This window comes from Desulfatitalea alkaliphila (genome assembly GCF_022968795.1).
GTDB classification, from domain to species: Bacteria; Desulfobacterota; Desulfobacteria; order Desulfobacterales; family Desulfosarcinaceae; genus Desulfatitalea; species Desulfatitalea alkaliphila.
This window is the reverse complement of sequence record NZ_JALJRB010000029.1, coordinates 48330-60442: the sequence shown is the minus strand read 5'-3', so window position 1 is coordinate 60442 and position 12113 is coordinate 48330. Positions and strand designations below refer to the sequence as shown.

Genomic DNA, 12113 nt, shown 5'->3' with positions numbered 1-12113 from the left:
AGATGTTGGCCTGTTCCATCCGGTTGACCCGTTGGATCAAGTGATTGAAAACGAGCTGCAGGCGCGGTTCGTAGAAACGGTGAAGGCTGGTGTTGGTGACCGCCTGAAAACCGCGCTGGATTTTGTGGGGCGATCCCGCACCCGGGTCGAAGGACCGGATCTGGTGGTCGATGGCCCACTGGATCGGCTCGTAGAAGCACATGTTGAAGTGCAGGTCTTTGATGGTGCGTTCGGCGCCCCAATAACGGCCCAGGAGGTGGTCCCCCTTGTGCAACAGCATGGCCAGGGCGAGGGTGTGTCCCTGCTGTTCGGCGTTGATCAGCAGCAGCCGGTGGCGGTAATGGGTGAAGGCCATTTCGAAGAAGTCGGCGTTGAGATAGTGACACCCCCACGGCCCGTAACGCCGGTTGGTGTCGGCATAGCACCGATACATGCGTTGGGCCCAATCACCGTTGAGCTGATCGCCGCTGAGAGGGCGAAAATCGATGCCGGCATCCACCATCCGCTGCCGTTCCCGACGAATGTTGCGCCGTTGGGAGGCTTTAAACCGCGCCAGATAATCCTCGAAATGGCGAAAGCCCTCATTGTGCCACACAAAGCTCTGATGCTGCCAGGGCGCGAAAAGGCCCGCCGGCAGTGATCTCCGCCAGGCGGGATCCAGGAACAGCAGGTGGCAGCCGGCCAGCCCCTTTTGCAGGCAAAGGGCGTCGACGGCGTCGAGCATTGCGGCCTGTATGGCGGTTGGATCGGGATCCGACGGGTCGATGAGAAAACGGTAGCCCACCGCCGGCGTCACCGGGCTCATGCCCACCATCTTGGGATAATAGGGGATGCCTGCTTCGCGCGCCAATTGGGCCCACCACTGGTCGAAGACGAATTCGCCGTCACTGTGGGTCTTGATGTAGAACGGCGCGGCGCCCACCAGTCGGTTCTTGCGCCAGACCGTCAAATGGTGGGGGTGCCAGCCGGCACCAGGCGCAATGCTGCCCGAGGTCTCCAGAGCGTGCAGCCAGCGCCACTCCAGCAAGGGCGTGGCCAGTGGCTGCGCCAGGCGGTCCCAGGCGTCGCGGTCCACCTCGGCCAGGCGCTGGTGCCAGCGCATCCGGAGCGTCTTTTGCTTTTCCATAAGGCTGTTCCCCATATTCCCAAGGCAATGGTCTTCGTCGTGTGCCAACATAAGGTTTGCCGGCGGCCTTGTCATGGGGGACCTGGAGGGGCGACCGATGATGCGGTTAGGGGTTGAGGAGATTCTGCGGCGCTGTCAAATCCGCCTGTCGGCCGGGGGCGGCCCCGACGGTGTACACAGCGCGCACGCCTTGTCCGGGTCGCCGTCTTGCGTGAGCTTGTGCACCACGATTTCTCCCGGCGTTTCCAGAACCGCTAAATAGTGCAGCAGCAGTCGCAGCAGTTGTTGCTGGCGAAAGTTTTGGTGGGGAAAGCCGAAAGGGTGGCCCAGGGGAAAGCCGGTGTAGACCGCGCGGGGTGGTTTTACCTGTTTGCTGATGCCGCGGGAAAGGGTGACGGAGATGGTGGCGATGCCCGCTGCTTCAATGATGCGCTGGATCAGTCCCACGGACTGATTGCACAGCCCTCAGGCCGGGGTGAGGATGGCGATGTCCACCTCGTCGGCCTTGAGCAGTTCCGCCACCCGTGGTGCGGTATCATCGACCAGGGTGCGGCGGTGGGGCGGCAGAATGTGGCCCATGAAGGAGAAGTGGCGCCGGTTGACGGCACCGATGTCGCCGGCGGCGGCCAGTGCGTTGAGCGGTTCAAGGGGCAGCACCACGCTGATGTCCCGGTCGGCGTCGCGGTGATCGTAATAGTCGTGGGTGATGGTCAGATCCGTCGGGGTGCTCTGCGCCGGGATTTCACGGAAGGTTGCATCCCCGGCCGGATCGCGCATGTTGAAAGGGGGATCGTGCCGCAGGTGCACGCCGGCCGTGGTCACCAATGCCACCCGGCTCTGCGCCGGATCGCCTTTAAAAGGCGTCCAGGGGCTGTCATCGAAGGTAACGAAGGAGTGGTGCCGTACCCAGCGGCGGAACAGAGCGGGAAACCGGGTGAGCAGTTTGGCGATGGATTGGTTGATGAATGTCCGGGGTGCGATGGGTTCCTCCAATTGCGCTGTTGTACCGTTTCAGCGGGTCGGCTTGTAGTAGGACAGGGCCTCCGGCAGATAGCGTTCGATCTCGGCGATGCGGGTGTCCGGCGCCGGGTGGGTGGACAGAAATTCCGGCGGACGGGCGCCGCCCTCACTGTTCATGCGCTGCCAGAAGGGGACGGATTCCCGCGGATCGTAGCCGGCCATGGCCATCAATACCAGGCCGATGCGGTCGGCCTCCCGCTCGTGGAGCCGACTGTAGGGCAGCAACACCCCCACGTTGGCCCCCAGGCCGTAAGCCGCCATGAAGAGCTGTTGGGTTTCGGCGGGCTTCTGGGCGAGGGCCACGGCGAGGGCCACGCCGCCCAATTGGGTGAGCAGTCCCTGGCTGACCCGCTCGTTGCCGTGGCCCGCGAGGGCATGGGCCACTTCGTGCCCCAGCACCACCGCCAGGCCGGTTTCGTTTTGGGTGTGTTTCAGAATGCCGGTGTACACCACCGTCTTGCCCCCGGGCAGCACCCAGGCGTTGACGGTTTCGTCATCTTCGATGAGATTGAATTCCCACTGAAAGGATCCGGCCAGATCGTCCCGTCCCGTTTCCCGCAGAAACTGTTCGGCGGCGTCGGCGATGCGCGTGCCCACCCGCCGGACCATGGCGGTTTGGGCCGCATCTTTGGAAAGGGTACTCTTTTCCAGGGTGTCGTTGTATTGCTGTACGGCCATGCCGGCCAGTTGGTTGTTGGAAACCAGTTGCAGGCTGCTGCGCCCGGTGACGGGCACCTGGGCACAAGCCCAGGCCGTCAACGCAAGGGCGACGGCGATAATGACCAATCGGGTGCGATTGAAGCGGTTCTGACGGCGGACGGGTTGCATCGGCGCCTCCTTTGCGGGCAAGTTAACCATTTTCGAAAAAAAGCCAAGCGGCAACGGCGTCTTGGTTACACTCCCATGGTTGGCGTCGACCCTCCGAGGGTGAACTGCAGGGCCACATATACCAGATAGACGGCCAGCAGCCACGCCCCTTGCCAGCGATGGAAGTGCGTGCCGCGGTTGACGGCGATGAACAGCCGCAGGGAGTAGAGGATCAGCAGCATCGCCGGGAAGTGGAAATAAAAAAAGTTGGGCGGAATGGCCAAAGGTCGGGCGGTGGCCGCGGCACCGATGACAAACAGGCAGTTGAGCACATCGGCGCCGATCACGTTGCCCAGGGTGATTTCCGGGTACCCCTTGCGAACGGCGGCGATGGCGGTGGTCAACTCCGGCAGGGAAGTGCCCAGGGCCACCAGGGTGGCGGCGATGACATCATCCGGCACCCCGATGCGCAAGGCCATCTCGGAGGCGGCCGGCACCAGCACGCGGGCCGACGCCAGCACCATCAGCAGACCGCCGCCGATCATCAGCCAACACAGCGCAATGGCCGGCGGGGCGACGGTCGCCGTTTGCTTCTCCTCCATCAGCAAGGCGGTGGAGCCCTGGCGGGCCCATAGGTAGGAGACGTACAGATAGACGACCAACAGCGCCAGAAACAGGATGCCCACCCAGCGCGGCAGCATGGGGACGGCCTCCCCGCTGGTCAACAGCAGCCCGACGCAGATGACCACCAGTAGTGTGGCCGACCCGACTTGCACCCATCCCATGCGGCTGAGGATGAACCGGTTGATGGGCACGGTGGTCAAAATGCAGGTGATCCCCAGGATCAGGCCGGTGTCGGCGATGATGGAGCCCACCCCGTTGCCCAGGGCAAGGCCGGCATTGCCCATGACCGCCGCCATCACCGAAACCACGGCTTCGGGGGTGGTGGTGCCCAGGGATACGATGGTGGCGCCGATCACGATTTTGGGCAGACCGGTGCGCTGGGCCAGGTGAACCACCCCTTCGATCATCCAGTCGGCGCCTTTGGACAAAACGGCGATGCACACGACGATGAACAGCAGCAGCAGCCAGGTGGGCAGTCCCACCAGGGCGTTGTGCAGGGCCGTTTCATCCACGAACAAGCGCAAGAGGGTGGTGGGCATGGGCCATTGCCTCAGAAATTACGACGTACGCATCAATGTTTGAAGCTGCGTTGGCCGGTATAGACCATGGTGGCGCCCGCTTCGTTGCACGCCTCGATGGATTGGTAATCGTTGTTGGAGCCGCCCGGTTGAATCACCGCCCGCACCCCTTCGCGCAAACCGACGTCCACACCGTCGCGGAAGGGGAAGAACGCGTCGCTGACCATGGCCGCCCCGATCAGCCCCCCTTTTTCCTCGGCCACCCGCGCGTCGATGGCCGCGATGCGTTCGGCATCCTGCATGTCGTTGTAAGGGATCCCGTAAGCATCGAAACAGTAGCGGTCGGCCAGTTTGCGATAGGCTTTGTCGCGCGCGATCTGGGCCACGCCCACGCGGTCCTGTTCGCCGGTGCCGATGCCCACGGTCACCTCGTCCTTGACATAGAGCACCGAATTGGAGGTGACGCCGGCCTCCACCAGCCAGCCGAACAGCATGTCGCGATACTCGGCATCGGTGGGCGCCCGATCGACCTTGTAAGTGCGGCCTTTGTATTCGCATTCGGCCGGGCGCAGTGCATCACGGGTGCGGGTTTCGGGCACGAAGGACCACTGGGTGATGATCCCGCCGTCGATCAGGCTCTTGAACTCCACGCACCGTTGGCCCACGAACTGTTGCAGGCGGTCCATGTTGCCGATGCGGATCACGCGCAGGTTGGGTTTGGCTTGGAAGATGGCCATCGCCCCCTCCTCGAAGTCGGGGGCCACCACCACTTCGGCATATTGATTGGCAATGGCCTCGGCCGTATCCCGGTCCACCGCCCGGTTGAGGGCGATGCAACCGCCGAAGGCGGCCACCCGGTCGGCCAGGTTGGCCTTGACATAGGCATCCACCAGGCTGTCGGCCCGTGCCACGCCGCAGGGGTTGTTGTGCTTGACGATGATGGCGCTGGGCCGGTCGGTGAAATAGCGCAAAATGTTCAGGGCGTTGTCGGCGTCGGTGAGGTTGGTTTTGCCGGGATGCTTGCCCGACTGCAACAATTCGATGTCCGAGACCAGAAAACGGCCGGGCTGCAGCGTTCGGGTATCGCCCAGCACCAGGTTGCCGTTGACCAGCTTGTACAGCGCGGCCTCCTGGCCGGGGTTTTCACCGTAACGCAAACCCTTCTGGACGCCGTCGATGGTCCAGCGCACTTTTTCGTAAAAGAGGGTTTGTCGCGATTGTTCTTCGACAAAGCTGATCTCCATCCGGGAGGGAAAGTGGTCCTCCACGATGGTGCGGTACATCTTTTTCAAATCATCGGCCATGATCGGCCTCCTTTCTCATCCGGCGCCGTAGCACCCTTTGACCGCCTGGATCGACTGGCCGGCCAGAAAGTCGGCGATGGTCCGGTCGTACTCGGCGGTATGCTCGAAGGCCTTGCAGGCCAGCTCGTAGCGCAAGGCCAGGGAAAGACAGCCGTCCCGCGCCTCCAGCTCGTTGACGATGCGTTCGTAGTCGTGGGGGTCCACCACGCCGGCCACGCGGATGAAATTTTTGGCCGCCGCCCGGATCATGCAGGGGCCGCCGATGTCAACATTGCCCCGGGCCTGTTCCACGGTGACGCCGGATTCGGCGATGGTGGCTTGAAAGGGGTAGAGGTTGACCACCACCATGTCGATGGGCACGGCGCCGGTGCGCGCCAGGTCGGACTGGTGGGCTTGGTTGTAGGTTTCGGTCAACAGCCCCAGATAGATCTTGAAATCCAGGGTCTTGACCAAGCCCCCCTGGGTTTCGGGCTGGCCCGTGTAGGCGGCAACTTGGGTCAGGCACTGCTCGGCCGATGGGCCCAGGATCTGTTCCAGTCGAGCGAAGGTGCCGCCGGTGGAAAAGATCCGCACCTCGGGGTTGATCTCCCGCAGGCGGGGGACCAGCCGTTCCAGTCCGGTCTTGTCCGACACGCTGATCAAGACGTGCCGCACTTTCACCAGCTCGTCGATTCGATCCACCACATTCATTGCCATGCATTCACCTCGTCGGTTGATGGTTCACATCGGCTCAGCACTCGCCGGCATACTCTTTGAGAAAACGTTCAAAAAAATGGACCATGAATGCGTGCCGTTGCTCGGCCAATCGGCGTCCTTCTTCGGTGAGCATCCGATCCTTGATGGCACGCAGTTTGACCATATACTCCCGATAACCGGTGTCGTCCCGGGAATAGGGGCGCGACTTCTCCGGCGGCAGATCGGAATTGTGCAGCCGGGCCCCCAGCTCGCCGGCAAAAAGATAGGCGCGGGCCACCCCCACGGCACCGATGGCATCCAGCTTGTCCGCGTCGAACAACACGCGGGCCTCCACCGTGGCCGGTGCGTGGTCATCCCGAAAACGATGGCTGCGGATGCAGTGAACGATATTGGCCTTGCGTGCCTCGGCAAGGGGCAACGGGGCCAGCAAGTCACCTGCTTGCCGTGCGCCTTCAACGGCGTGGCAGACCGATCCATTGGCCGTGTCCTGGGCGGCGCGGCCGATGTCGTGCAGATAGGCGGCCGCTTCCAGCACCACCATGTCGGCCGCCGCTCGGAGCCCCATACGCCGACACAGGGCATGTACCCGCAAGGTGTGGTCCCAGGCGTGACTGCCCCGCGCTGTCTCCAGGCAGCCGCGGGCGGCTTCCCGAAGGGTGGCCAAGGCATGCCGCTCCACCGGTGTCGGAGGGGGGCCGCCGCGGTCGGTCGCGGTGGCGCTGGGGTGGTTGCACAGCGTTTGTTCGGGCATGGCGCGTTTCGTTTGTTCCTGGTCGGAAAGGGTTGCTTGCGGCATCGCTCACGGTATCGGCTTCGGCCCCGAAAATAGAGCACAGACAGGGTTTGTGTCAATTGATAAGGGGAGTGCCATATCACCCCACTTTACTCCACCATTTTTTTGTGCTTTAACTGAAAAAAATCATTATGAAAATAGGTTTTAGCACCACATATTTTTCTTGACACAGGCCGTTGAATGATATTTATGTGGATTAAAGTGGATGAAATTGGGGGAATATGTTCAGAGGCAGCTCCACACATACCCTTGATGACAAAGGGCGTTTCATCATCCCATCCCGCTTCCGGGATCTGATCCGGGCCGGTGGCGGCGATTCGGTGATGATCACGCGTCTGGACGGCAGCCTCTATGCCTGCACTTTGAATGAATGGGCCAAAATCGAACAACGGATGGCCGCCTTGGCGGAAACCAGCGACTACATCCGCCGTTTTCGCCGGGTGTTCGGCGGTAACGCCCATGATTGTACATGCGATAAACAAGGCCGGGTCCTGATTCCGCCGTCGCTGCGCGCATATGCCCAACTGGAGAAAGAGATCGTACTGGTTGGTGTGCAGAACCATTTCGAGATCTGGTCGCATGAGAATTGGGAGAAGGAAAACCAAACCATGGAACTGGACATGCAACAGGCGGAGGTACGCAACGAAATCGCGAAGCTAGGACTCTGATACCATGGCATACCGGCACACCAGCGCCATGCTGAACGAGGCCATTGCTTGCTTGAACTGCCGGCCCGGGGGGATCTACGTGGATTGCACCCTGGGCGGTGCCGGGCATGCGGCGGCCATTTGCGCTCGGATCGCGCCGGACGGCGTGCTGGTCGGCATCGATCAGGATGAGGACGCCATCGCCAACGCCCGCGAGGTGCTGCGGCCCTGGCAGGACCGACTGCATCTGATGCACGGCAATTTCACGGAGCTGCCGGCGTATCTGCACCAATTGCAAATCCAGGCCGTGGACGGCATTCTGCTCGATCTCGGTCTTTCGCAGCACCAATTGGAGGCCAGCGGAAGAGGGTTTTCCTTTCAGCAGGACGAGCCCCTGGACATGCGCATGGATGTGCGAACGGCCACTCGCGCCGCCGACTTGGTCAACGACCTGGGGGAGAAGGAATTGGCCGACCTGTTCAAGACCTACGGCGAGGAGCGATGGTCCCGGCGCATCGCCAGGGCCATTGTGGCCGCGCGGCAAGAGACCCCTGTCCACACCACCGGGCAGTTGGCCCGTCTGGTGCGGGATGCGATCCCCGGCAAGGCGGTCGCCCGGCAGAAAATTCATCCGGCCACCAGGGTGTTCATGGCCCTGCGCATTGCGGTCAACCAGGAGTTGGCATGCCTGGATCGGTTTCTGGCCGACGCCGTGGCGCTGCTGCGCCCGGGCGGCCGCATCTGCGTGCTCTCCTTTCACAGCCTCGAGGACCGCATGGTCAAACAGCGGTTCAAGGCCTTGGCCCGCACCTGTACCTGCCCGCCCGAATGGCCCCAGTGCCGTTGTGAGAGGCGGGCCGTTCTGCATTTGGTCGGCAAAAAGGCGTTGCGTCCTTCTCCGGAGGAGGTGGCGCGCAACCCCATGGCGCGCAGCACGCGGCTGCGCTGTGCCGCAAAGGCGGCTTGAAGCACCCGGAAAGAGAAGGCGGGCATGGCTCCGAAGCGCAAGCAAAATAGTTGGTTCCGCGGTTGGTCGGCGGTGATGGGACTCGCCTTGCTGGGCCTGCTGATCGTCGAACTGCTATTCTACACTTGGTGCCGTGTGCAATTGGTGCAGGCCGGCTACGGCATCGCCCGGGAAAGCCGCAAACAGCAGGAGCTGCAGGTGCTGCACAACAGTTTGAAAGTGGAATTGGCCCGATTGAAAGCGCCGGAGCATTTATCGCGAATCGCCCGCGACCGGTTTTCACTGGTGGTTCCCGATGCCCGGCAGATTGTGGTGGTGCCTTGAGTATGAAGCGCAAACAACGTCATCGCCTGCGGGCGGCCATCGTCGGCGGCCTCTTTTTCGCCTGGTTCGTCGCCATCGGCGTGCGGGCCGGCTATGTGCAGCTTTACAACGGCAATTGGCTGTCCCACCAGGCCGCCGGCCGATACGAGCGGGAGGTGACACTCAAAGGCAAACGGGGCACCGTGTACGACCGGCGGCATGAGACCCTGGCCATGAGCATTGAAACCACATCGGTGGCGGCCTACCCCGGCATGATCGAGGACAAGGCGCGGGCTGCGGCGGATCTGGCACGGGCGTTGGGGCTGGAGGCCAAAGAGGTGCGCCGGCGTCTGGACAGCGGCCGCTCTTTCGTGTGGATCAAACGTCAGGCCGGGCCCAAGGAAACGGCCGCCGTACGGGCATTGAAACTGTCGGGGGTCGGGTTTCTGCCGGAGCACAGCCGGTTCTATCCCAACGGGGTTCTGGCCGCCCAGGTGCTCGGCTTTACGGGGGTCGACGGCCAGGGCCTGGAAGGCCTGGAGTTTTACTACAACGGTGATCTGCAAGGGGAAAACGCCACCGTCACCGTCGTGCGCGATGCCCGCGGCCGGGGTTTCGGCACCCTGGCGGAACAGGCCGCTCCCCGGGCCGGCGGCGATTTGGTGTTGACCATCGACCGCCAGGTGCAGTTCATCGCCGAACAGGCCCTGACCGAAGCGGTGAGCGAGTACCAGGCCCAATCGGGCATGGCGCTGGTGATGGTACCCCGGACCGGTGAATTGCTGGCCGTGGCCCAATACCCCTCCTTCAATCCCAACGCCTTCGGACGATCGGACCGGGCCACTTGGCGCAATCGGGCCATCACCGATCCATTCGAGCCCGGTTCCACGTTGAAAATTTTCAGTGCCGCCGCTGCATTGGAGCACAATATCAGCGCACCGGACACCATCTACTATTGCGAGAACGGCACCTACCGCGTGGCCGGCCACACGGTCAACGACACCAAACCCCACGGGTGGCTCTCGTTGCAGCAGATCGTCAAATATTCGAGCAACATCGGCGCCGTCAAACTGGTGGAACAGATGGGGCCGCGCTTGCTGCACACCACCCTGGAGGGGTTCGGTTTCGGCACCCGCACGGGCATCGACTGCCCCGGCGAGTCGCCGGGCGCCCTGTCTCACTACAAGCGCTGGACGGTGGTGGATACCGGCGCCATCGCTTTCGGGCAGGGGGTGTCGGTGACGGCCCTGCAAATGATCGGCGCGGCGGCGGCCCTGGCCAATGATGGCATCTTGATGCGGCCCTACGTGGTGCAGGCCGTGCTGGGACCGGATGGACAGCCGGTGCGCACCACCACCCCGGAAGCGCTGCGCCAGGTGGTCTCCCCCCAGACCGCACTGACCATCCGGCGCATCATGCACAGCGTGGTGACCGAGGGCGGCACCGGCGTCCAGGCCGACGTGCCGGGCTACGCGGTGAGCGGCAAGACCGGCACGGCCCAGAAGATCGACCGCACCGGCAGTTACTCCCGTGATCGCTTCATCGCATCGTTTGTCGGCTTCGCGCCCACCGAAAGACCGGCCATCGCCGTGCTGGTGGTGATCGACGAGCCCGGCAAGGCGATCTACGGCGGTTTGGTGGCGGCGCCGGTTTTCAGTCGTATCGTGCGCGAGACCCTGGGATACCTGGACGTGCCCCCCGGCGGCCATCTGCCGAAGTTGCGTGTGGCGGTGGATGCGGAGGTGCAGGGATGAAGTTGTCGCGATTGCTGCAGGGTTTAGCGGCGGACGGCAGCGGCATGGACAGCCGGGGTGCGGCGTCCGCCGGCGCCGATCCGGAAATCACCGGCCTGTATTACCGGGCCCAGGAGGTCACGCCCGGCGGACTCTTTGTGGCCGTCGAAGGCTACAGCGCCGATGGCCACGACTTCATCGACCAGGCGGTGGCGCGGGGGGCCGTGGCTGTGGTTTGCCAACGTCCCGTTGCCACACCCGCCGCCGTGGTGGTCCGCGATTCCCGTCGGGCCCTGGCCGCCCTGGCGGCCGAGTTTTACGGCCGGCCGTCCCGCGTAATGACCCTGGTGGGCATCACCGGCACCAACGGCAAGACCACCACCAGCTACCTGATCGAGCGGATCTTGCAGGCGGCCGGCCATTCGGTGGGGGTGATCGGCACCATCAATTACCGTTACGGCGGCCGCAGCTTCGACAACCCGGTCACGACCCCCGAATCCCTCGACTTGCAGCGGATACTGGGCGAAATGCGCTCGGCCGGCACCACCCACGTGGTCATGGAGGCCTCCTCCCACGCCCTGGCGCTGCAGCGCATCCATGCCTGCCACTTGGATGTGGCGGTGTTCACCAATCTCTCCCGGGATCATTTGGATTTCCATGCCGACATGTCCGATTATTGGGCCAGCAAGCGGCTTCTATTCACCCGGTATCTGCCGGCCGGCGAAAGTGACATCACCGTGCGGGCGGTGATCAACAGCGACGATGCCTACGGCCGGCAATTGGCCGCGGAACTCAAGCTGCCCCACTGGACCACCGGCAACGGTGCGGGTTGCGATCTGTGGACTGCGGCGCCCCGTTTCCGCCTCGACGGCCTCGAAGCCGACCTGCATACGCCCCGGGGTACGGTGGCCATCCGGTCTCCCTTGGCGGGGCGGCACAACCTGGAAAACATCCGCAATGCGGCCGGTGCGGCCTTGGCACTTGGTTTGCCGCTGGAGGTCGTCGCCGCAGGGATCCGCTCATTGGTCAGCGTGCCGGGTCGGCTGGAAAGGGTGGCCGATGCCCACGGGGGCCGGTCCATCTTCGTGGATTACGCCCATACACCCGACGCACTGGAAAAGGCGCTGGCGACCTTGCGGGAGCTGACCACCGGGCGCATCATCTGTGTTTTCGGCTGCGGCGGTGGGCGGGATCGGACCAAACGGCCGCTGATGGGGGCCATCGCCGGTCGCCTGGCCGATCTGAGCGTGGTGACGTCGGACAATCCGCGCAACGAGCCGCCGGACCAAATCATTGCGGAGATTCTCGCCGGCATTGCCGATCAAGGGTTGCAACGCTACGACCCGGCTCGCGTATCGGACTGCCGGCAAGGCCGGGGGTACACGGTCGAGCCCGACCGACGCCGGGCCATCACCCTCGGTATTCGCACGGCCGGCCCGCAAGACACCGTTTTGATTGCCGGCAAAGGCCATGAGACCTATCAACTCATCGCCGGTGTCAAGCATCCCTTCGATGATCGACAAGTGGCCGCCGCGGCGCTGGCGGCGGCCGAGGCGGCGGTGCAATGAGCAAGGA

At 63.5% G+C, this 12113-nt stretch carries 13 protein-coding genes; 5 read left to right on the top strand and 8 right to left on the bottom strand.

Going from position 1 to position 12113, the window contains the following annotated elements:
* The 8 genes from MRX98_RS18785 to MRX98_RS18750 all read right to left on the bottom strand — a co-directional run.
* Positions 1-1126: GNAT family N-acetyltransferase (locus tag MRX98_RS18785; RefSeq protein ID WP_246913705.1), on the bottom strand; the 1126-nt coding region annotated here is incomplete at its 3' end.
* 135 nt (positions 1127-1261) lie between these two features.
* Entirely contained in the window at positions 1262-1573 is a 312-nt protein-coding gene (locus tag MRX98_RS18780) for a hypothetical protein (protein ID WP_246913703.1), read from the bottom strand.
* An 18-nt stretch (positions 1574-1591) separates the two neighbouring features.
* Entirely contained in the window at positions 1592-2119 is a 528-nt protein-coding gene (locus MRX98_RS18775) for a glycine/sarcosine/betaine reductase selenoprotein B family protein (protein ID WP_246913701.1), read from the bottom strand.
* Positions 2120-2137: 18 nt separating this feature from the next.
* Positions 2138-2974, bottom strand: coding sequence for a M48 family metallopeptidase (locus MRX98_RS18770; RefSeq protein ID WP_246913699.1), 837 nt, complete (start codon positions 2972-2974; stop codon positions 2138-2140).
* Between the two features lie 65 nt (positions 2975-3039).
* Positions 3040-4116: a sodium:calcium antiporter gene (locus MRX98_RS18765; protein ID WP_246913697.1), complete on the bottom strand. Its 1077-nt coding sequence runs from the start codon at positions 4114-4116 to the stop codon at positions 3040-3042.
* Positions 4117-4148: 32 nt separating this feature from the next.
* On the bottom strand, positions 4149-5399 hold the full coding sequence (locus MRX98_RS18760; RefSeq protein ID WP_246913695.1) for an IMP cyclohydrolase: 1251 nt from the start codon (positions 5397-5399) through the stop codon (positions 4149-4151).
* A 15-nt stretch (positions 5400-5414) separates the two neighbouring features.
* A complete protein-coding gene (locus MRX98_RS18755; protein WP_246913693.1) occupies positions 5415-6095 on the bottom strand; it encodes a hypothetical protein in 681 nt (226 codons plus the stop codon).
* A gap of 34 nt (positions 6096-6129) precedes the next feature.
* The gene (locus tag MRX98_RS18750) at positions 6130-6846 is read right to left on the bottom strand and encodes an HD domain-containing protein (RefSeq protein WP_246913685.1); all 717 of its coding nucleotides are present in this window, start codon (positions 6844-6846) and stop codon (positions 6130-6132) included.
* Positions 6847-7109: 263 nt separating this feature from the next.
* On the opposite strand from MRX98_RS18750, the gene mraZ reads away from it, so the two are divergent.
* Genes mraZ through MRX98_RS18725 form a run of 5 tightly spaced genes read left to right on the top strand, consistent with a single transcriptional unit; the run spans position 7110 to position 12106 of the window.
* The gene (gene mraZ / locus MRX98_RS18745; protein WP_246913682.1) at positions 7110-7556 is read left to right on the top strand and encodes a division/cell wall cluster transcriptional repressor MraZ; all 447 of its coding nucleotides are present in this window, start codon (positions 7110-7112) and stop codon (positions 7554-7556) included.
* A gap of 4 nt (positions 7557-7560) precedes the next feature.
* On the top strand, positions 7561-8502 hold the full coding sequence (gene rsmH, locus MRX98_RS18740) for a 16S rRNA (cytosine(1402)-N(4))-methyltransferase RsmH (RefSeq protein WP_246913680.1): 942 nt from the start codon (positions 7561-7563) through the stop codon (positions 8500-8502).
* A gap of 24 nt (positions 8503-8526) precedes the next feature.
* Positions 8527-8826 (top strand): hypothetical protein, encoded by a 300-nt coding sequence (locus MRX98_RS18735; protein WP_246913678.1) that lies wholly within the window; start codon positions 8527-8529, stop codon positions 8824-8826.
* A 2-nt stretch (positions 8827-8828) separates the two neighbouring features.
* Positions 8829-10559 carry a peptidoglycan D,D-transpeptidase FtsI family protein gene (locus MRX98_RS18730; protein WP_246913676.1) on the top strand — a complete coding sequence of 577 codons (1731 nt, stop codon included), beginning with the start codon at positions 8829-8831 and terminating at the stop codon, positions 10557-10559.
* The gene (locus tag MRX98_RS18725) at positions 10556-12106 is read left to right on the top strand and encodes a UDP-N-acetylmuramoyl-L-alanyl-D-glutamate--2,6-diaminopimelate ligase (protein WP_246913674.1); all 1551 of its coding nucleotides are present in this window, start codon (positions 10556-10558) and stop codon (positions 12104-12106) included. The genes MRX98_RS18730 and MRX98_RS18725 overlap by 4 nt, the downstream gene beginning before the upstream one ends.
* The last annotated feature ends 7 nt before the right edge of the window (positions 12107-12113 follow it).

Bases quoted from the DNA above. Each gene is read 5' to 3' on its own strand.
- MRX98_RS18735 (WP_246913678.1), top strand. From the start codon at position 8,527: ATGGCTCCGAAGCGCAAGCAAAATAGTTGGTTCCGCGGTTGGTCGGCG.
- MRX98_RS18755 (WP_246913693.1), bottom strand. From the start codon at position 6,095: ATGGCAATGAATGTGGTGGATCGAATCGACGAGCTGGTGAAAGTGCGG.
- mraZ (WP_246913682.1), top strand. From the start codon at position 7,110: ATGTTCAGAGGCAGCTCCACACATACCCTTGATGACAAAGGGCGTTTC.
- MRX98_RS18750 (WP_246913685.1), bottom strand. From the start codon at position 6,846: ATGCCCGAACAAACGCTGTGCAACCACCCCAGCGCCACCGCGACCGAC.
- MRX98_RS18760 (WP_246913695.1), bottom strand. From the start codon at position 5,399: ATGGCCGATGATTTGAAAAAGATGTACCGCACCATCGTGGAGGACCAC.
- MRX98_RS18765 (WP_246913697.1), bottom strand. From the start codon at position 4,116: ATGCCCACCACCCTCTTGCGCTTGTTCGTGGATGAAACGGCCCTGCAC.
- MRX98_RS18725 (WP_246913674.1), top strand. From the start codon at position 10,556: ATGAAGTTGTCGCGATTGCTGCAGGGTTTAGCGGCGGACGGCAGCGGC.
- MRX98_RS18730 (WP_246913676.1), top strand. From the start codon at position 8,829: ATGAAGCGCAAACAACGTCATCGCCTGCGGGCGGCCATCGTCGGCGGC.
- rsmH (WP_246913680.1), top strand. From the start codon at position 7,561: ATGGCATACCGGCACACCAGCGCCATGCTGAACGAGGCCATTGCTTGC.
- MRX98_RS18770 (WP_246913699.1), bottom strand. From the start codon at position 2,974: ATGCAACCCGTCCGCCGTCAGAACCGCTTCAATCGCACCCGATTGGTC.